General features: G+C 50.7%; 16 protein-coding genes. 1 reads left to right on the top strand and 15 read right to left on the bottom strand.

Going from position 1 to position 21,207, the window contains the following annotated elements; translation table 11 throughout:
- Nucleotides 1-81 precede the first annotated feature (81 nt).
- The 7 genes from GT1_RS14550 to larA all read right to left on the bottom strand — a co-directional run bounded on the left by GT1_RS14550 (nucleotide 82) and on the right by larA (nucleotide 11,184).
- Complete coding sequence (locus GT1_RS14550; protein WP_188399356.1) at nucleotides 82-720, bottom strand: sigma-70 family RNA polymerase sigma factor; 639 nt, start codon at nucleotides 718-720, stop codon at nucleotides 82-84.
- 20 nt (nucleotides 721-740) lie between these two features.
- Nucleotides 741-5,072, bottom strand: a complete 4,332-nt coding sequence (locus GT1_RS14555) for a translocation/assembly module TamB domain-containing protein (protein WP_188399357.1) — start codon at nucleotides 5,070-5,072, stop codon at nucleotides 741-743.
- A gap of 226 nt (nucleotides 5,073-5,298) precedes the next feature.
- Nucleotides 5,299-6,654 (bottom strand): TolC family protein, encoded by a 1,356-nt coding sequence (locus GT1_RS14560; RefSeq protein WP_188399358.1) that lies wholly within the window; start codon nucleotides 6,652-6,654, stop codon nucleotides 5,299-5,301.
- Nucleotides 6,655-6,790: 136 nt separating this feature from the next.
- Entirely contained in the window at nucleotides 6,791-8,062 is a 1,272-nt protein-coding gene (locus GT1_RS14565) for an MlaD family protein (RefSeq protein WP_223226276.1), read from the bottom strand.
- Nucleotides 8,059-8,817: an ABC transporter ATP-binding protein gene (locus tag GT1_RS14570; RefSeq protein WP_188399359.1), complete on the bottom strand. Its 759-nt coding sequence runs from the start codon at nucleotides 8,815-8,817 to the stop codon at nucleotides 8,059-8,061. Before GT1_RS14570 ends, GT1_RS14565 begins: the two co-directional genes overlap by 4 nt.
- Nucleotides 8,818-8,843: 26 nt before the next feature.
- Nucleotides 8,844-9,614 carry an ABC transporter permease gene (locus GT1_RS14575; protein ID WP_075757125.1) on the bottom strand — a complete coding sequence of 257 codons (771 nt, stop codon included), beginning with the start codon at nucleotides 9,612-9,614 and terminating at the stop codon, nucleotides 8,844-8,846.
- A gap of 274 nt (nucleotides 9,615-9,888) precedes the next feature.
- Nucleotides 9,889-11,184 (bottom strand): nickel-dependent lactate racemase, encoded by a 1,296-nt coding sequence (gene larA / locus GT1_RS14580; RefSeq protein WP_188399360.1) that lies wholly within the window; start codon nucleotides 11,182-11,184, stop codon nucleotides 9,889-9,891.
- Nucleotides 11,185-11,622: 438 nt separating this feature from the next.
- Between larA and GT1_RS14585 the strand changes: the two genes are divergently transcribed.
- Nucleotides 11,623-12,909, top strand: coding sequence for an MFS transporter (locus GT1_RS14585; RefSeq protein ID WP_223226277.1), 1,287 nt, complete (start codon nucleotides 11,623-11,625; stop codon nucleotides 12,907-12,909).
- Nucleotides 12,910-13,011: 102 nt separating this feature from the next.
- Here GT1_RS14585 and GT1_RS22295 read toward each other — a convergent pair whose 3' ends face one another.
- The 8 genes from GT1_RS22295 to flgG form a co-directional block, all read right to left on the bottom strand.
- A complete protein-coding gene (locus GT1_RS22295) occupies nucleotides 13,012-15,000 on the bottom strand; it encodes a SpoIVB peptidase S55 domain-containing protein (protein WP_376742008.1) in 1,989 nt (662 codons plus the stop codon).
- Nucleotides 15,001-15,011: 11 nt separating this feature from the next.
- Complete coding sequence (locus tag GT1_RS14595) at nucleotides 15,012-15,326, bottom strand: biotin/lipoyl-binding protein (protein WP_083945659.1); 315 nt, start codon at nucleotides 15,324-15,326, stop codon at nucleotides 15,012-15,014.
- 69 nt (nucleotides 15,327-15,395) lie between these two features.
- Nucleotides 15,396-16,823 (bottom strand): phosphodiester glycosidase family protein, encoded by a 1,428-nt coding sequence (locus GT1_RS14600; protein WP_188399361.1) that lies wholly within the window; start codon nucleotides 16,821-16,823, stop codon nucleotides 15,396-15,398.
- Nucleotides 16,824-17,008: 185 nt separating this feature from the next.
- Entirely contained in the window at nucleotides 17,009-17,431 is a 423-nt protein-coding gene (locus tag GT1_RS22300) for a rod-binding protein (protein WP_223226279.1), read from the bottom strand.
- Nucleotides 17,432-17,439: 8 nt separating this feature from the next.
- Complete coding sequence (locus GT1_RS14610) at nucleotides 17,440-18,561, bottom strand: flagellar basal body P-ring protein FlgI (RefSeq protein ID WP_188399362.1); 1,122 nt, start codon at nucleotides 18,559-18,561, stop codon at nucleotides 17,440-17,442.
- A 39-nt stretch (nucleotides 18,562-18,600) separates the two neighbouring features.
- Nucleotides 18,601-19,188, bottom strand: coding sequence for a flagellar basal body L-ring protein FlgH (locus GT1_RS14615; protein WP_188399363.1), 588 nt, complete (start codon nucleotides 19,186-19,188; stop codon nucleotides 18,601-18,603).
- A gap of 139 nt (nucleotides 19,189-19,327) precedes the next feature.
- Nucleotides 19,328-20,305 (bottom strand): flagellar basal body P-ring formation chaperone FlgA, encoded by a 978-nt coding sequence (gene flgA, locus GT1_RS14620; protein ID WP_188399364.1) that lies wholly within the window; start codon nucleotides 20,303-20,305, stop codon nucleotides 19,328-19,330.
- A 10-nt stretch (nucleotides 20,306-20,315) separates the two neighbouring features.
- Complete coding sequence (flgG, locus tag GT1_RS14625) at nucleotides 20,316-21,098, bottom strand: flagellar basal-body rod protein FlgG (protein ID WP_075757116.1); 783 nt, start codon at nucleotides 21,096-21,098, stop codon at nucleotides 20,316-20,318.
- Nucleotides 21,099-21,207 lie beyond the last annotated feature (109 nt).

The following is a 21,207-nucleotide window of genomic DNA, read 5'->3' on the forward strand; positions in this document are numbered from 1 at the left end:
GCGCCGCGCCGCGTACGGGGTTTGTACGCAAGCAAGCAACCGCAGGAGCAACAACGCAGATGGGCGTTTATCGCCCGTTTCCTACCAGTTGCCCATGAGTTTGGATAACATCCCCCTAAGCCGGCGAATTCCCTGCTTCTGCAGGCGATAAATATGGGACACGCTTAATTCCATGCTGGCGGCTAAATCTTTCGGTTCACAATTGTCAAGATAAACACCGCTTAACACCTGCTGTTCCTTGGCAGGCAGGCGTCCCATGGCCAGCCGCAATTCTTCCACCAGGTAGTTTTGCTCAGCTTGCGCCGCCACTTCCGCCTGGGCATCAACCAGCGAGTCGGCAATTGATACCTGTCTGCCCTCAGTTGCCATCACACCGTCAATATGCAGCAGGCTGTCGTCTTCGCGGCTTAGATGATTAAGCATCCGCCCCCTGATACGGTGTACGGCAAATAAGCTGAAGGCAATGCCCCGGGTATGGTCATAATTTTCCACAGCTTCGATAAGTCCGACCGTTCCTTCCTGAATCAGGTCCAGGATAACGGCCTCAGGCAGGCGCCAGCGCATGGCGGTTTTGAAAACCAATGGCTGGTAACTTTCTATCAGGCGGCGACGGCAAGCCAAATCGCCGCCTGCTTTGTACCCCTGCCATAACACCAGTTCTTCGTCCGGCGTCAGTGTGCGGACTTTTTTCAGTTCAGTCAAGTATTCGCTGAGTAACATGTTATCAATCCTTTATGTCATCAGAAAGTAAACCTGGTCTCAACAGTAAGCAGATTGTTCTTCGAATCGCTGCCAAAGCTGCCGCCGATGCCAATATTTCTGGTCAAATCATAACGGAAACCGAAGCTGTTGTTATTATCCTGATCAAGACCCATACTATAACTGATTAAAAATTTATCGGTAAGATATTTACCTACTTCAAGATTATAGCCCTCTAACTGGCTGTCAGAGTCATTCCGGCGCGAGCGTCTGCCGCCATAGTCAAACAGCGACGACCGTACCAGCCGCAATTCGTCAACCCCCAGCGTTTCCTGCAGGACGCTTTCCACCTCGGCAATAAACCGCAGCTGCAGGCCTGCATCCAGCAGGCTGACAAGCTCGTCGCGTCCCAAAGTGCTGTCAGAGGCTCCCGAATCGGTCTTGGAAAAATAGCTGCCGCGCAAAGTTAAGAGTGACAGGATTTCCTCCTGGCTCATAGCCGGTTCCGAGGTCAGTTTAAGATCCATGGCGGAAACCGGGCCGTTAATTCCCAGGTTAATGGTTGTGCGCGAAAGCCTGGTTTGGGCTTGCAGCCTGATTACCGGCTCAATGGAGCGGAACTGGATGAAGTCGGCACTGCCGCTGATAATGGTAAAGCGGTTTGTTAAATATCTGACCGTACCCCGTCTTGCTTCAATCCGCCCTGAAGCTGAAGGCCGCTGCAGGGTTCCGGCAAATTTAACCTTCCCTTCGGCCATGAAATCATACAGGTAGGGATTATACATCCGGACCTTATTGCCGACAGTAACTTCGACATCCAGGCCGGCGTTAAAGGCAATCGCCTCACCGTCAGGCACTGCCGGAATATTGACAGTGGCATTGTCAACTGTCAGCCGTCCATAAATATGAGGTCTGTTATTCTGGCTGGTTAATGTAAAAACGCCGTCAATAGGACCGGAAAAATAGTTGTGTTTTACACCCAGCCGGTCCAGGGTAAGCATGATATCATACTGGTCCAATCCCAGGCCGTTCAGTCTGGCCGACCCATTCATGGAGTAAGAACCGCCCCCCATGTTCCCGTCAAAGGCATTTATATTTATTGTATCACCTTTAAACTGAATATCAACCCCCACATTTTCTATCGGGTCGGAAAGTGACTTAAGTTTTATTTTGCCATTGGTCACCGTCACCTTGCCGTCAAGCGTAGGCTGGGCCAGTGTGCCGCCGACAGCCAGCTCGCCTGTTGTCGGTCCGGCTGCCCAGGCCACTTCCTTGGTCAGCAGCGGCAATATGCTCAAATCGGCATTGTCCAGGCGCAGGGTAAGGTCCATGGTGTCGGTAATATCGGCCTGACTGCGGCCCTGACTGTTCAGCGCCCGCAGCGGCACAATGCCATAAGCACTTGCTTTGTACGGTCCACGGGCCACATACAACTGGTTAACATGAATGCTGCCTTTGTCGAAAACCAACAACCCGTACAGATTGTCAAATTCCGTGTGGGCCACACTGCCGTTTTGCACTTCCAGCGATACCGCAACATTCGGGTTCTGGGTCCGGCCGGTGGCTTGCGCATTAAAACTAAACTTCCCTTTGGTTTCAACTGTGGTATCAAAGAGCGCTGTCAAAATGCCGATATCAATGGAGCGTCCGCCTGCTTCCACTTCAATCTCGCCGTTTAAATCCGCCTTGCCTTTAACAACCAGCAAGCCGTCGGCTCCTTGTTTGGCCGTGAAGGTATTGACTGTAATAATTTTATTTTCCATTTCGACGTCAATGTCAATGGTATCAAGCGGGTAATTTTTTATTTTGCCGTCATAGATGGCGCCGCGCAGCAGGATGTTGGGATTATGCATACTGCCGTTTACGGCAATCTCACCGCTCAGCCTGCCGCGAATACCACGGTCCGGCATGTTGGCAATGGTCATAATACTGGTGAGTTCACCGCCTTCAGCGCGGAGCAGGCCATCAATTTCTGCAGTTTTAAAGTTAACCCCGCCGCCGAAAACATAGTGACCCTGGCCTTGGGAAAATCGCAATTCCTGGATATCGGCCTGACCGTCAACATAACCAAAACTGGCATACATATCGCTGACTGCCTGACCATTAAGCAAGACACCGCTTGCTCTTAATTGACCGGTAACCTCCGGGCTTGTTACCTTGCCTGTCACCTTACCGTTCAGACTGGCTATACCTGATACCGGATAAGGATATTCTGCTTTTAGCCTGGTAATATCGATATTCTCGGCCGCTACGGCAAAGTCCAGGCTTTCATCGGCGGTTACCGTTCCTGATAGCTTGATTTTGGCAGTAATCGAATCTATATCCAGCTGGTTCACGGTTATCAGACCGTTCTGCCATTGGTAGGTGCCTTCAGCCTTACCAATAAGATACCCTGCCAGACTGCCTTCCGATAATTTCACCCTGCCGCTCACGGCCGGATTAACCAAGGGACCGCGTATTATCAGTTCATGCTCAATATTACCTGTTAACGCGAGCTTGGGAATTATCGGGCGGACAAAGGTTTCCGCCCTGGCAGCATGGGTTGTGAGGGTAAGGTTACATTCCGGCTGAATTCCGGCAAAAGTTATTGTCCCGGAAAAATCATGCAGGGCAGCACCATTGGTAAGAATAACTTTTTCAAAGGCCACCCTGTCCGGCGAAGCCGTAATGAACCCACGGGCCTGGCCCCAGGGTTCCTGATTCAGGCTGAGACCGTCGGCGTCAAACTTTAGCGCAAGCTGCGGCTGGGTTAGCGTGCCTGTCAGCTGGCCCTGGAAGCCGGCTGTTCCGGCAAAGTGAATATCTTTTATGGCAAAGGGTAATTGTGCCAGCTCTATGCCTTGCCCCTCAATCGCCAGCTTGAGCTGTTCATCTTCCATAACGCCAGCTGCCGTTATCAGACCTGAGGGCAGGATAAGATCATAGTGTTTAATCTCGGTAAGGCTGCCGGTCCGCTCAACAAGTGCCGTCATTTTGGTGTAAGGCACACCGGCCAGTTGGCCGTCAGCCAGAGTTACCGCCACTAAGCCATTGATGGTTTGCCAGTCGGTTCCCTGACCGGTGACCGACAGGCTGATATCCCCTCTGCCGCTAAGGGCAACAGGGAGGTCTTGGGCCGCGGCAGCATCCAGATTGCTGGCAGCCAGCTGTACCTGATACTGCCGGCTTGTCAGGTCCAGAGTTCCCTGGCCCTGCACCTGACCGCCAAGCATTTGTGCGGCAAACTGCTCTAACTGCAGTTGATTATCCGCAAAATTCACTTTGGCGCTGGCAGCCTGCAGCTGATAATCGGCAATAACAGCCTCTTTTGCCGAAAGCTCGGCTGTTGCCACCGGCATGGCCAGCGTCCCGGTGAGTTTGGCGGAAAATGCAATGATGCCGGCAACAGGCAGGTTATAGCTAATTGTCGCCACATCAAAATTAGCTGATTCCACACTGAGGTCAAAAACCGGCTGGTCACCGGCTATGGCAATTTTGCCGCGGGCAGCTACCGGCTGATTGTTAATAAGCGCACTGGTACCAAGCAGGTACACCGCGTTATTAGTAAAGCTCACACGACCGCGCGTTTCGGCAACAGGCACCCCCTGTACCTGTACCGATAAATCCTCTAATAAAAATTCTCCCGCATAGCTTAATCCGGCAGAATTGCTGACAACCGTTACTTCCAGCTCCGCCAGCGCACCATCGGTAAAAACCAGGCCGGCTTTAGCAGGTACCAGCGGTTGGTAAGCAGCCGGGTGAAGCTTATCAGCCGCCACAGTGACTGACAGGCTTTTCCGGGCAGTGTTAACAAACCCCCGGGCAGTCACCGGCGAGCCGCCCAGGCTGGCACTTAGTTTGATATCGATAGACTGGCCGTTTTTAATGATAAGCTGTCCGTCGGCACCGGTTAAGTCCCAGGTTCCCTGCAAGGCTTGAATCCGGACAGCGGCCTCTTTAACCACAATTTTACCGTTAAAAGCCGAATCATCCGGCTTGCTCTCCTGGGCCAGGCAGGCAATATTCCAGACACTGTCCGGTTCTTCCACCAACAGCACTTCCGGCCGGGTAAGGGTAATTTGCCTGATGGCGTCTATTGCAGTTTGACCGCGCGCCAAACGGAGTATATTATAGTCTACCGTAACTTGCTCGATAACAGCCAGTTTCCGGCCTTGTTTATCAAATACGGTAACACCGTCGACAGCCGCTGAGGAAAGTCCGGCTATGTGCAGCTGGCCAACCTCCACCTGGGTCCCCAGTGCCGCTGTCAGTTCGGTGGCAAGTGTTGTTTCAATCCGGGAAAACACTGCGGGGCTGTGGGCCGACCACCAGGCAAAAGCAGCCATGACCAGCACAAACAATATAAGGATTACAGCAATGGCTTTGGTTCGCATGGCACGCCTCCTTGGCCTTGGATATTCCGCACTAAAGAGCAGGCACAGGCGGGTAGTGCTTGACGCCTGCACAAACAGCTAGCACGCTATATATGGCTATCCGGTAAAATTCGACGTCATGAGGTTGTCTTCCTCTATGATATTCCTGGGAATTTGACTCAGAACCGAAGAAGAGGATTACTTTTCCTATTAACGGAAGAGCAATCCTCTTGCTTGAGAAAACCCGCTATTCTACTGCTATTCCCATAGCTTTGTCAAGTTTTGCCCGGCTGGTGTTATAGTCATACAGTGCCTGCACATAATCAGTCTTGGCTGAAGTCAAAGCAACCTGTGAGTCAATGACGTCAAGGTTGGTACCCACGCCGGCGCTGTAACGCACCTGGGCAATTTTAAAATCTTCTTCGGCTTTTGTTACAGCCACCTTACTGGTATCAATGCGTTTTTCGGCCTCTTTCATATTAAGATAGGCCTGACGCACTTCCAGCTGGGCGGCATCCTGTGCCTGGCGCAGCTGCTCGGTGGCTTTATCCAGACCGGCTTCGGCGCCTTTGACCTGCGATCTGGTTAAGCCTGAATCAAACAGGTTGTAGCTGGCACTAATACCGACAGTCCAATTATTGTTATCGGTGCCGGGAAAATCATTGTCACTCCATTGTTCGGAAGCAGAAGCCGCTATTACCGGCTTATTGCCGCTTTTCGCCACCTTAATATCGGCTTTGGCACTGGCGACGCTTGCCCTGACCTGCGCTAAATCCGGACGGTTGACAAGGGCGACTTCAATGCATTCTGCCAAAGTCTTATCATATTGTTCATATGGCAAATCCTCTTGAACCGCGATCTCAGTCTCAAGCGGCAGGCCAATAATATTATTAAGGCCGGATACCGCAAGCTCGTAGGAGTTTTTAGCTCTAATCAGGCTTTGTTCCGCACTGGCTTTTTCCACTTCTGAGCGCAATACGTCAGTTTTGGCTACCGTTCCGGCAGCATACTGGGCTTCAACATTTTTCAAGTGACTATTGAGCTGGTCTAACGATTCTTCACTCAGTTTCACCAGGTTGCGGGTTTGCAGGATAGCATAATATCCGGTAGTGGCATCCAGTTTAATTTGCTGACGGGTCTTTTCCAGGCCAAAGGCAGCCGATTTATTCCCCAACTGGGCTTTTTCGATGGTGCCTTCCAGCTTGCCGCCAGTGTATAAAGGCAGGGTCAGATCAACACTGTTGGTGTATCTGTTGCCAATACTTGACGGAATTACCAGTTTTTGCGGTGTGTCAGTAATCGAGTTGTAATTATAAACATAATTAGCTGATTCGGGACTCTTGGACCGGATAGAGTTATGGGAAAGATTCACCGACGGTGATTTAGCTGCTTTTGCACCCTTTACATCCCATTCGGATTTTTTCAGATCAGATTCAGACATTTTAATTGAAGGGTTGGTTTTGAGGGCCATGTCGATGGCTTCATCAAGCGTAAGCTCTACCGGCGCGGCAAAGCCCGGAAGTGCAGCTGTCGCCAGCATGCCGCCGACAAATAGTGCCGTGGCACGCTTAGCCAGGTTGCCGGATAAATTGAATGTTGTCATGGAATTACATGACCTCCTTGACTATATATCTTTTGTCAAAGCATTGACTACTCAGTCAGACACATATAATTATAGGTCCAAGTTTTGAAAGTGTCAATATTTTTCCGCTGCCGGAATGGCCTGAAGAATACGCCTGTTAAAAGGCTCGCCGCACGCCGTAGTATGACGTTTTTTCATCGCTTTTGTTGATATTGCTGGTCTGGCCTACAAGAAAAGTATCTGGCGCCACCTCATACTGGGTACGCAGCTTGACCCGCACATCATTCGGATCATATACATCCAGCGACATGCGCAGCTGGCTGCCGAGTTTGGCATCCATGCCCACTCCGGCTTTGCTTTCAATAAGGCCTATCCGCTGGTCGAAGCCTGAGCCGCTCTTGCCTACCTGCAAATTTACTTTATTGGCTTCGCCAATATCCGTGACACCGATGACGGCAAAATCACGGGGCGAAGTATTGATAGTAAAATTGGCATTGCTTTGGTACTCATGCTTGTCCGGGTTGTATATGGCTTCAACACTGGCTTCGGTTTTAATCTCTGCCACCTTTGTCAGCATTTGATTGGCCTTGGAGGTGGCATCTCTGGCATTCTTGAGAGTGTCCTTAAGATTGTTGGCAGTGTCCGGGTCTGTTACAACCCCTTCCAACGCGGCAGCCATTCTTTCCACCCGGCTGCTGGTCTGCCGGAAAGCGGCAATGGTTTCCCGCAAATCGGCGGCAGTCTGCCCGTTGTTATCGACATCGGCAAGCATTTTATCTACCCGGGCTGCGGTAGAATTAAGGCTGACTGACATATCTTTGAGATTACTGACCATGGCCGCGACTTCACCCTGGTTAGTCTCCGCCATGCCGGCCAGCGTGGCCGTCAGCCTTTCCAGGTTGGCGGTAACATCCCTGGTGTTTAACGCTGTTTCCTTGAGCGCCGCCCGGATTTTTTCATCGCCAACCACATCATTAAGGGCTGCCACCAGGATTTTAACTTCAGCCAGCACCTCATTGGCCGACACCATCAACTCATCCAGCCCCTGAGGATTCTCACCCAATACCTGCGCATTAGGGGCCAGAAAGCCGTTTACTTCCCGGGGCGGTACAATATTGATGAACTTTTCCCCCAATAGCCCGTCAGAACCGATGGTAATTTTTGAGCCAACCGGAATTTTCACGCCAGGGTTAAGCATAATATGGGCTGACACACCCTCAGGCAACACCCGGACATCGGCAACCGTGCCAATTTCCACCCCGGCATAACGCACCAGATTGCCTGGCTTCAAACCATTTACCTGATTAAATACAGCCTGGACCGGATATCCCTTTTCGCCAAAACTTATGCCGGTTAAATATACAATCATCCCGGCCAGCAGCATTAGGCCGGCCAGGGTTATCGCTCCCACTTTGGCTTCGGTATTCACGCTCTGGACCTCCCTTTATTTTCCGCTATCCCTGTGGCTCCCCGGATAAACTTCGCCACGATGGGATTTTCCGATTGTTTTATCATGGCCGGTGTGCCAATTTCCACAATGCCGCCGCCATAAATCATGGCAATCCGGTCGGCAATGCTAAAAGCGCTCGCCATATCATGGGTAACAACAACCGAAGTAGCGTCAATCATCCGTCTGGTACTGACAATTAACCGGTCAATCGTGTTGGACATGATGGGGTCAAGCCCGGCGGTAGGTTCATCATACAGCACAATATGCGGATTAATGGCAATAGCCCGGGCTAAGCTGACCCGTTTTTTCATACCGCCTGACAGTTCATTCGGCATGGCATTTTCCTGGCCCCTGAGGCCCACCATGCGCAGCTTGCGCCGCACCGTCCGGGCAATTTCCTCCTCCGGCATGGCGGTATGCTGCCTGAGGCCGAAGGCCACATTTTCCCCCACCGACATGGAGTCAAACAGGGCTGAGTATTGGAATACCATCCCCATCTCCAGCCTGATTTTATTAAGCTCATCCTCATTCATATGGGAAATCTCCCGGCCATTAACCCAAACTTCACCGGCAGTGGGCTGCAAGAGGCCGATGATAAGTCTTAGCAGCGTACTTTTGCCCGAACCGCTGGGACCGATAATAACCATGATTTCCCCTTGTTCAATTGTCAGGCTAATGTCTTTCAGTATTTCTTTGCCGCGAAAATTCATATTGACATTAATAAGTTTAATCACGGCGGCACCTCATTTCTACAATGTTACTAGCGATAAAGTATGACTGATAAAAAATAATTGCTGATAAAAATCAAGATAATGGACAGCACCACCGAGCCTGTTGTTGCCCGGCCTACCCCTTCCGCGCCCTGGGCGGTGGTCAGGCCTTTGTGGCAGCCGATAATGGCAATAATGGCGCCAAAGAACATGGCTTTGATCAGACCGCCGGTAATGTCATGCGGCACGGCAAAAACCTTAATGGAATTAAAAAAGGTAAAAGAGGTAATGCCGGTATAGGTTGTGGCAATTATATAACTGCCAATGATACCAATACCATTGGCAAAGATAACCAGTACAGGCAGCATAAGCATACAGGCAAGCATCCTGGGCACGACCAGGTACGCTATCGGATTTACTGCCATAACCCGCAGGGCATCAATTTGCTCTGTTACCTTCATAGAGCCAATTTCAGCCGTGATGGCAGCGCCTACCCGCCCGGCAAATACTACGCCGGTCAGAACCGGCGACAATTCACGGCCCATCGCCACCGCCACCAGCCCGCCGACCGACGACTGCGCCCCGTATTTGACAAATTCATGACCTGTCTGGACAGTCATAACCATACCGGTAAACAGCATGGTTAATAACACGATAGGCAGCGAATCCGCCCCCAGATGAGCCATCTGCCGCACAAGCAGCGTGGTGCTCAACCCGCGCAAATGGTAAATACTCTGACCTAACAGAATCAGGACCTGTCCTGCATTTTCCAGAATGCCAATAACCATTCTCCCTGTACGGGCGAAAAACTCAATAAGCATACATATGCTCCTTAAATCGGTTAAATGTTAGATAATCTTTAATACTATTCCATATTAATTTCTAATTCCCTGCCGTCACCCCCTATTTTAAATTCTGGGAAACAGCCGATATAGCAAAAGCTACTGAGGCGAGGGCGGCCGTTGTGCAAAAGCGGAGGTTAAGCGCCAGCGGCGCAGCGTTGCACGACGGCCGCCCTCGCCGGGCCTTGTGCCGACACGCAAAACTAAAAGTAACTGCAGTCTTTCGCCTGCAGTTACTTTTGCGGTTACGTAATTATCCTTTCAGCACAGGTACGGTGTTGGCTGCGTGGGGCATTACGGTAATTGTGTAATCTTTGCCGCCCAGCTTCTGTTCGGCAATAGCCATGGCTTCGTCCAGGGAGGTGGCAGGGATTATCCCGGCCTTGGCAATGAAATCCTTGTTTTGGGGCAGGGTAACCAGGATAAGAGATACCTGTTTTGCAATCAAGCCGCACTTTAGTGCGATAAAACCGGGAACGGTAAAGCCTTTGCGCAGTTGCAGCTCCCGGTCCTGCAGGGACACAAAATCAAACCAGCCGCTAAAATCAGGCGGCTCTTTGATGTCGCGGCATTCCAGCAGCAGGATGATAACGCCGCCTTCCTTTACGGCCATATAGGCATTATCTATGGTTTTCGAGCCCTGGTACAGGTTAATGTCTTTGGGAAAACCACCGGCCGAGCCAATGACGAGATCAGCCTTGGCAGTGATGGGTACCCCGAAGATATCTTCCACCGTACGGCAGCCTTCCAGCCAGGCATCATGCCAGTGTCCGGCAACAAATCCGGCAAATTTCCCTGCCGGTGTTAACACGGCGTTAAGCAGGAAGGCGGGCCCAACCATCGCCGCCATTTCCGTCATGTCCTCGTGCATATTGTTGCCGCTGAGTTTGCCGGAAATGCAGTGGGGACTGATGCCTTGACCCACTGTGTCATGCAGGCAGAAGCTGTGATTGCCCTGAATGCTGCTATAGCCTGAGATGCCGGGCATAATCGATTTGCGGCCTCCCCCGAAGCCGGCCATCAGGTGATAAGCAATACCGCCGGTCAGAATGACTTTATCAGCCTGGGCCACCGTCTTATAAATGTAGCTATCCACGCCGCGGCTGGTGGTGCCAATTTTTACGAAATCCTCGGCAACAGGAGCATGACTTTGCTCAATCGTAATTCGCTCAACCACTTCCCGACCATAGGTGGTGATGTTTTCCTCTGCAGTATGATAACGATGGGCGCCGAGGGCCACGACCAGGGTAATATCGCTATCCGGTACACCGGCTGCATTGAGTTCGTCCAGCAGCGGCGGCAGGAACAGGTCGTGCCGGACCCAGGCACGGGTGATGTCGCTGGCGATGAGACATACTTTATCACCGGTTTTAACAATTTGGTTAAGCGGCGGAGTACCGATGGGGTTGGCAAGGGCTGCTTTGACGGCGGCGGGAATATCGGCTACCGCCTCGACATGTTTGCCTTCAATGACATGCAAAATTTGCTGTTGGGGAAGGCTGAGCTTAATTTCTTCGCTCCCATACCCCAGATGAAATTCAGTGAACATAGCTAATTCCTCCTTCGTAAAGAAAGCGTACAGTTGACCTCTGAAAGTATCAGTCAGGTATTTGCGGGCTTGCTGGCTGCCTGATATTACATGTGACAGCAGTAATGTAAATACATTCAGTATTGATTATAGAATAAACCAAGAAAGAAAATATAACAAGTACTTCCAATACGGAGTATTTTTTCCACAAATGCAATTTAACTTTATATTTAGTGTATTTTTAATAAAAATACAAATAAATCCTGACAAAATTATATAAATTTAGCAGGATTTTGTATTTATATAAGAAATAATATAACAAGGTATCCTGCAAAAACACATTGTTGTTCCGGTTGTTGTTTACTTGTATAGCACAATTAGCAGCAACCGGCAATTCCCGGGAGGTGATATCAACTTTCGGATTACTAGCTAAGGGCAATTTAAAAAGAGGTGAATCATTTGAAGAGAACAAATTTTCGTTGGTTTATGGCTGTACTCATTTTTTCAATTACTTTTATGTCATACATGGACAGGGTTAATCTATCGGTGGCCACTCCCACAATAATGCAGGAATTTGGGTTTACTAAAGTCGATATAGGTTTTTTGCAGACTGCATTTTTTTTGGGCTATGCATTAATGCAAATTCCGGGTGGGATGATGGCGGAGTATTTTGGACAACGAATAGCCTCAACCGTGGCGGTCAGCTGGTGGTCGCTCTTTACTGCTCTTACCGCCTTGGGATCAAGCTTTACATCCTTTGTTGTTATTCGTGGTTTGTTTGGACTCGGGGAAGGGCCCATCTTCCCAGCTATGAATAATTTTATCTACCGTTGGTTTAATCGGGCCGAGAAGGCCACTGCATCGTCGTTTATGCTGGGCGGTGCTTTTGTCGGCCCGGTGTTTGGCCCGGCAATAACAGTTGGCTTGATGCTGGCTTTTGGCTGGCGGTCAGTATTTATCATTTTCGGGGCGGTGGGCTTTGTTCTGGCATTGGCTTGGTGGTGCCTGGCCAAAAATGATCCGCGCCAAAGTCCGTTTGTCGACAAGGCTGAGGCCGATCATATTGAGAGCGGAATGGTCCTTAGCGATCCGAAAGCAGCTAAAGAGATTGCTCCCTGGAAAAGTTTCATCACTTCCATCCAGTTTTGGGCTATCGGGTTGCAGTATTTTATCACCGATTACATTATGTATGTTTTTCTTGCCTGGCTCCCTCTTTATCTGATGGAGGCCCAAGGATTCTCGCTGGCCAAAATGGGGATTGCCGCCTCATTCCCCTGGGCGGCTTTGTGCTTGATCACCTTTTTTACAGGCTTTGTCAGTGATAAGCTTATTGCTGCCGGAGTATCGAAGCACCGGGCACGCACATTTTTCGGGTCAGCCGGACTGCTGTTATCCGGAGCAGCCCTGTATATGGCTGCAGTCGCGACTACTCCTGGTGCAAATGTGCTGTGGCTTACCATATCGTTGGGATCCCTGGGATTTACCTTTAATGCGTCATGGGCGGCTTCTATGGATATTGGCGGCAAGTTCTGCGGTACCGTTTCCGGCTGGATGAACTTCTGGGGTAATATCGGCGGGGTCGTCGCTCCGGTTGCAACCGCCTGGATAGCTACGTATTACGGCTGGCAGGCGGCTATTTTGGTAACTGCGTTTTCTTCCATTATTGGTGTGGTGTGCTGGATTGCCGTCAAACCGGACCAGGAGATTCAACGAAAGGATATACCGGCCGGTAAGATTTCGGCCTAACTTAGGAACTCTGGTGTAATACTGTTTAAGGGTCTGACTCAATTTGTTCATTGAGTCAGACCCTTATTTTTATAACTTGCAAAATGCTTTGCTTATCCTAAGCTATTTAGTTATGTTTAACACGACTTGAGCATCACCGTCAATGATGTAGTCTGTTGTTAGATGAACTTTGCGTTTATCGGTATCGTCCTTGGCATTTTTTGCTTTTTGGGCAAACGAATTGCCAAGTTTTGCTGTTAATTTGTCCGGCTGAACCGGTGTGGGTGCGGGTTCAAACTTTTTCTCAGCTGCCGGCTTGGCATTCTTGCCTGTGCCGCCGCCAGGGCTGTTAGGCATGCCCATTTCAATAGCTTCCACCACGATATCGTTGTTGCGGTCACGATTGACCAGTTCTTTAACTGCTTCCTCCAGGGACTTGGCTTTCGGTTTGGCCAAAAACAGTTTCGTGATATCTTCTTCAGTAACCTGATTTTTACCCAGGAGTTGTGCCAGCGAAATCATACCGCCGCCGCGTACTGCCAGCATAAGTGTTCCTGGCTGCTGGTCCTGGGGTACTGTATAGGTAACTTGTCTGGTGATGGGTTCACTGCGAAAGGGCTTGAGCTTAACCTCAATATTCACTTTGTCTCCCGGTTTTGCTTCAGCGGTATTGGCTTTGGCTTCGACAATAGTGGCTGTCCGGCGCTCGTTATCAATTGTAACATCTACTTTTACATCCATTACCGTTACCGGTGAAAACTGGTTGCCGGCTAAGAGCGCCAGCGCTTCATGCACCTCGGCTATCGCCAGTTCCCCGATATTGCCCTGTGTGTAAAACATATTCTCACGTTTCAGCACGCCGCCGGGAATACCGGCAGCACTAATTTCAAAACCGACCCGGGCAGAGCCGGAACCTATACGGTCGGTTGTCTTTTCAATAGCATTAAAGACACTGACTGCCGCAAGCGTAGGCGCCAGTTCCTCATCTTGTACCACTTGTGCCCACAGGTCATTGGTGCGGCTGAGAGTGTTGTCGGTAACACTGATTCTTAAGGGAACAACGCTGGGGAAATGTCCCAGCTTACCGGCAATACCGGCTCCCCGGTCCTGGGTAACCATGCCGATGGCTTCGGTTGAGTTCCCCACTTTAAAAGAGTTCTCCAAACCATTCACGGTAGTATATACTTTGGCATCTGTAAGAAAATAGTTGGCTTGGCCCCGCTTAAGGAAAGGATGGCCAAAAGCCAGAATTTTATCGCCTTCCACATAGGTTACTGTCCCTAAAGCCCCGACGCTGACATCACCGCGAACCAACTGCACACCAATGGTACTGCCAGGTTCCACGGTTCTGTAAGCAATGCCGTTGTTAGTGTCAGCCATGCTGCTGTTGACAGCATAAGGGGTAAGATTGTATGGTTTCAGCTTGTCTGCCAGCATTTTGAGGGACTGTTCCCCAAAGCCTGATACCATTAACGGTGTAGCGGCCTGATTGGCAGACATGTCCGGTTGCTCGGCAGGCGTTTCCGGTTCTTCCGGTATTGCAGGCTGCTCGGCAGGCACTTCCGGTTCTTCCGGTATTGCAGGTTGTTCTGCAGATACTTCCGGTTCTTCCGGCATTGCCGGTTGTTCTGCAGGCATTTGCAGTTCTGCAGGTACTTTCAGCTCTGCCGGCAGCTTGGGCTCAGCCTGCCCCCCCTTATTGATATCCCAGAGTGCCAGCATATCGGCAATCGGGGTTACCATGCCAATTTTGTGGTCGGTTAATGCCCAGCCGTAGGCGATAGCTCCTACCAGCTTGCCGTCAATGTACACCGGGCTGCCGCTCATTCCCTGGGCAATACCACCGGTACGGTCAATAACGTCACCATAAGTACGCACCAGCAGCAAATCGCCGGACGGGCCTTTTTGCTCCATAACACCTAACACTTCTACGCCAAATTCCTCGATCTTGTTGCCGGAAACAACTGTTTTAGCAATCCCATGCATGCCTTTGGTTACCTGATCAACAGGCATAAACTCAGGCGCTGCCTGGACTTTGACAAATGGCAGCAGCAAAAATACCGCTACCAGCGCTGTCAGGCAGCGCCTTATAATTATAGACAATATCTTCATCCTTCCCAAAACTATCTTTTAGATGGTTCAATTCTTACTAAAATATCGCCTGTTTTAACCTTGTCGCCAGGTTTAACCAATACTTCCTTGACTGTACCGTCAACGGTGGCGCGAACTGCGGCAGCCGGACCGGTAATTGTTTGAACATATACCAGAATATCGCCTTCACGGGCCGTAGCGCCAGGAGTGGTTAGACCATTGGCCATAACACTGCCTGCTAATACGCCGCGCTGGTCTACCGTCTGTCCGGCAGCCAAAGCCCAGGCTACAGCGCCAATAACCAGCAGCACCGTAATAATGATGATACTTCTTTTGTGAGCCATCATGTGCAACACCTGCCTCTTTATTTTATGGTAAAGGCTCTGCCTATATATTTTTATTATATCGCATTTTCTCTAATTAGCAACACGGGATGGAATAATTACCAGCGCATTCCCCACCCGGCGTTCCCGTTTATCCGAAGGTTTATTGACGATTTTGCCTTGGATTACCATCTCACTGGAGCCGCCGCCATCTAAGTTCATGGCATCGCGAGCCCCCAGTTCCTGCATAAAGAGAGCCAGTTCCAGCAGGGACATGCCAATGCTGCTGTCCTGCCGTCCGTCCACGACAACTGCCAGAATATGTCCGTCATCCTTAAGTCCGATGGCTGTCCGCGGGGCCCGGCCACCGGCTACATCCGGACCGAACTCTTCCATCTTGGTGGTCAAAAAGACACTATTGTTCTTAATCAGCATCGGACCTGCCCCTAAGGCATGCTGCGTCTTATCCCATTCGGAGCCAAGGGTTTGCCGCACAGTAACGGTATCGCCCACCTTCAGGCCGGCAAGCGGCCGGGCTGCCGTACCGTGCGCCGACAGCACCACCCCGTCCGGCGGTATGGGGGAATTGCCGGTATTAATGGCGGTGACCTTGTCGTTTACTATAATATACTCCATACCATGCTGGTTGCAGCCAGTCGCAGGAGCATATAAGCCGTTGTACAATACAAGCTCGTTCTCACCGCGTTCGCGGTTTACGGCCTGAATGGCTGCGGTTTTGCCGCCAGGCAGCTCAATTTTCCCCTCATAGCTTACTTGGTCGATAAACAAGTCGCCGTTTGGCAGAATACCAAGCGCTGTACGCGGCAGTTCCGGCGTACTGGCAATTTCACCATCGATTTTTAACAGGCCGATAATAGAACCGTCAAGACCGAAGTAAGAGCCGTTAACCGCCGCTATGGCACGACTGCGTTCAGCCATCGGCAGAAGCGGTTCAAGACCTTGTATCATTCCATTAGACAGTACCGGCTTTACGGCAAAGCCTGTCTTAGGATCAATATCAAGAATATGGGCCCATACCGGCCCGTTGGCGGCATGCCGCAGCCAGGAGGTGTAGGTAATGCCGGGAACCACTTCATCAACCAGCTTGTGCTCATAATCTTTTATAATATCAACAACCAGACGGTTGGGGTTAGGCAAAGTAAAAATCTTGTACATATAGACTGTTTTAAGATCAACAACAGCCCGCAATTTTCCGGGCTCGAATTGCGCCAGCCGCAGCCCCTTCACTGTAGGGTCATTCAAATTATATTGAGCAGCCGCCTTATTGACAGTTCCCGGCATATCGATGACCAGTCTGAGCGGATTTTCCAGCGTCATCACTTTATACTGGGGAAGGTCTGTCACATCAAAGACAAAACGTACGGCTTCCGCTGTCTGGCTTACCCTGATGTTGTTCACAACTATGTTGGGTGCCGCCTGTACCATGCTTTGGATAGAAAAGACCAGCACAGCTGTAATTACTAAAAATAAGGGTAACCGTTGCTTCCATTGTTTCAACATAATACAATAACTCCTTTATATATTCCGGTTAAAGCATTTGACCGCACAGGCGGGTGGTGTGTTGGCAAAAGCGGAAGTCAAACGCCAGTGGTGGAGCGTTGTCAATGCACCACCCGTCTGTGTCGGTGCCTGGGCAAAAGCATCAGCAAATAGCCGGCGCTGCTGCCAGGATGGGGAAAGCCAGGCTAACGGAGAGCCTGGCCTTTTACATCATTTTTCTTTAACTGACGGTATAACATATCGGCCAGCCCCATACCACCGGCTTGTGCCATATTTTTTGTTAACTCGGTATCCAATAAGGATGTTAACATTTGCTCTTCCGAGCTGTTGCCCAGCAGATTTCCCTTAGGCACTGTGGCCCGCATTCTTGTTAACATCATGTTGAGAAAAACAGCTTCCATTTCTTTGCAGGTTGCTTTAAGCTTGGCATCCTCAGCCGCTTGGGCTGCCGCGTCGGCTGCTCCCGGAGCTGTCCGTCCGGCCGCTTTAGCGGCCTTTTCCAGCTGCTCGGCAAAGGACGCTCCCTGGTCAACCACCGGGGTGCCGCCTGTTCGGGAAACAGGACTGGGCTGTATAAAATTGTTAGAATCGATACGCACTACACTCACCTGCCCGCCTACATGATTTGGAGCTCGGCATGCAAGGCTCCTGCCGCCTTGATAGCCTGCAGAATGGAAATGATATCACGCGGGGTTGCGCCCACTGCATTAAGAGCAGCCACCACATCTCCCACATTGGCGGAAGCAGGCAGGACAATCAGTCCGGCCGGTTCTTCCTTCGCTTCTACCGTAGTCTCGGTTGTCACCACCGTGCGGCCGTCGGAGAAGGACGGAGGCTGGGAGACATCGGTGGTTCGACCAATTTTTATCGTAAGACCGCCTTGGGCAACGGCTACCTCGTCAATGGCAACATTGCTGCCGATAACAACCGTACCGGTGCGTTCGTTTATGACCACTCTAGCCACACTATCGGGAGTGATGGCGAGTTCTTCCATCGAAGCAACAAAGCCGACAATATTATCACTGTAATAATAAGGGATATTGACAAGCACCGTACCCGGGTCTTTGGCCGTGGTTATTTGGCCAAAGCGCTGGTCAATGGCTTCACTAATCCTGCTGGCCGTAGTAAAGTCAGGCCGGTTAAGCGTCAAGGTAAGCTTCTCATTATTTTTGTCGGTGAACGGCATGGGTACTTCCCGTTCGACCATAGCCCCACTGGGAATATTGCCTACTGTAGGAAAATTTTTCTGCTGGCTGGCACCACCGGCACCGACAGCAAAGCCACCGGTTGATAACGGTCCCTGGCCAACGGCATAAACCTGGCCGTTAGCTGCCCGAAGCGGGGTTTGCAGCAGGGTTCCCCCCTGCAAACTCTTAGCGTCGCCCATTGATGAAACGGTAATATCAACGGCATCGCCAGATTTGGCAAAAGGCGGCAATGTGGCGGTGACCATCACGGCAGCTATATTTTTAGGCTTGAGCTGCGAAGTGTTAATCATAACACCAAAGGTTTTGAGCATGTTAACAATCGATTGGACGGTAAAGGTGCTTTTATCTGAGTCACCGGTGCCTGCCAGTCCAACTACCAGACCATAGCCTACCAATTGGTTGCTGCGTACGCCCTGCACCTTGGCCACATCCTTAATCCGGGTGCTGACCTGCGTCGGTGCGGCTATCGCAGGAATTGCCATACCAACAGCCAGCATGGCGACCAGAAACATTGCTATTAATTTTCGCATATGTCCTCCGCTAGTCTTTATTCAGGCAATACCCGGGCATTAAAATAAGAAGTCAAATACCTGAGTCAGTATTCCCTGACGTTGTTTTCTGGTTAACGGGCCTTTGCCCTCGATTTTGAGTTGAGCATCAGCTATTTTGTTTGACAATATGGTATTGTCGGCAGCTACGTCTTCCGGACGAATCATACCGGTAATGGTAATTTTCTGTTCATCCGAGTTTTGTTTAATTGTCTGGGTGCCGGAAACAACCATTTGTCCGTTTGGTTTAATCTCGGTTACCGTGACGGTAAGCCGTCCTGTTACTTTGTTGGTATTGGATATGGAGCCCTGCGCTTTAAAGCTGTCCGAGCTGCTGCCGCTCACCGGCTCAATAAAGGTAAACAAACCGACACCGGCATCCAGACTGGTGCTGGCCGATTTGGAGTTGGCTGCATTGCCTGAACGGCTGGCACTGGAAGTTTCACTGATAATGATGGTAAGGATATCGCCAACCTCATGGGCCCGGCGATCATAAAACATGGTGGCGGCCGGTGAGTTGTCCACCCAGAGCGACTGAGCCTGCACACCGGGAACAGAAGCTATCGCAAAGGTAAGCACCAGTAGAAGAACTATAGATTTGCGGATCATGTTTTCCCCTGCCTTTCCGCTATAAAGTAGACTTAGCTTCAGGGGATTTAATCCCATCTGAAGGTTAGTCGCCCTTACCCTAAGACTTAGCCGGTCTTAACTCCCCCTTGTAAAGCTGGGAGTCTTAGAGCAGTTAGTCTCAGGGCAAATGAACCTGGACTGTCGTTTCATCAACAACCTGGCCGATAATTATTTTATTAGAACTGGTATTTTTCACCCGGATAAACTGGCTTTCACTGCCGCTTTGCAAGGCGGTGCCCGGAACACTTACTTCAATACCGCCAATTTTGGCAACAATAGTAACGGTTTTGCCCCGTGTAATAAGTACCGGCTTGGCGACCATGCTGTCAGTTATGGCTGTTCCGGGGGCCAATTGACGTTTGACCGCCAAACCCAATAATTTGTCAGGATTGGTAAAATAACCTGGCGGCAGCCGCCCGATATCCCGCCGTTCAAAGCTTATACTGTCGGCAGTTATCAGTTCTCCGCCAGCTAATACCCGGGTGGCAACAGCCACCTGCTCATATCTATTGATGTTAAACCGCAGCTGGGCAACCGTAAAAGGCTGGCCTGCCACCTGTATCCCGATACTCATGGTAGTGGGAGAATTATATTTTACCCCATAGGGCAGTTCCATATTATAGGTTATATCACCAGGGGGCAGTAAAACTTCCCCCTGCTGACTTATTGGCGTAATAACCACATCAGCGCCAGCAAGCTGCTTTTGCAGAAATTGCTCAGCTTCAGCAATCAGCAGCTGCCCGTTAAGCACCTGCGAGGCAGCCGTTATTCTAAACTGTGGTGGAATTTTCCAGGCAGTACCGGTTAAATCAGCCCGGGCGGCCTGTAGCCTTATCCCTAATAATTCCTGGGAAAAGACAAAGCTCCGGCCAGGCGAAGGCGTGTTTCCCAGCCTGATTTGACGCAATCGGGTTATCCGGTCAGTATCATTGCCGCTGATGTCAGCGATATCGCCAAGCGTAAAATGCTGGCCGCTGACTATGGATTCCGGGGCAACTACAATTGTCAGCCCCTGGGCCTGTACTCTGTTGCCGGTAAATAAGATACCGGCAACACACAGAATTACCATGGTAAGCCGGTAAAATTTATGTCTCATGAGTTATTTCCTAACGTTTTAAGTTAGCGGCTCTTTCCAACATGTCATCAGCCGTTTGGATAGCTTTGGAATTGACTTCATAGGCCCGCTGGGCAACAATCATATTGACCATTTCTTCCACGACTTGTACATTGGACATTTCGACATATTGCTGAGCCAGAGTGCCGGCGCCGTCTTCCCCCGGATTGCCGATAACCGGCGCGCCGGAGGCGGTTGTTTCCTCCAGCAGGTTACGGCCTATGCTTGACAGACCGGCGGGATTGACAAACCGGGCAATGGTGATTTGACCAAGATCTTCGTCACCGCCCGGTGTCGAAGCGGTAACGCGGCCATCGGCAGACACAGTAATACCGGTGGCATTATCCGGCACTGTTATCGCCGGCTCCAGCAGATAACCGTCCGAGGTCGTCAGCCGTCCCTGGCCATCTTTTTTGAAGGCGCCGTCACGCGTATAGGCGATGTCGCCGTCAGGCATAGTGATTTGGAAGAAGCCATCCCCTTCGATGGCCAAATCAAAATCATTGCCTGTATTTTGGAAATTGCCTTGTCCATGCAGCTTCTGGGTAGCTACCAGGCGTACGCCATGACCCATTTGAATACCGCTTGGCACTTCGGTGTCAGGACCACTGGCAGCGCCTGCCTGACGCAGGGTCTGGTACATAAGATCCTGAAAATCGGCACGGCTTTTTTTGAAGCCGGTAGTATTTACGTTAGCCAGGTTGTTGGATATAACATCAAGGTTGGCTTGCTGGGCTTTCATGCCTGTGCTGGCAGTCCATAAAGCTCTAATCATTGTTTCTACCCCCGAATTTTTTTTAGCACATCGCTTCTGTCATTCAGCAATGCTCGTGCCATGCCGGCCATGGTAAGGCAGTCACAGCCCCAGGGCTTCCCTCAGGTCC

The organism is Sporomusa sp. GT1, assembly GCF_014634905.1.
GTDB lineage: Bacteria > Bacillota > Negativicutes > Sporomusales > Sporomusaceae > Sporomusa > Sporomusa sphaeroides.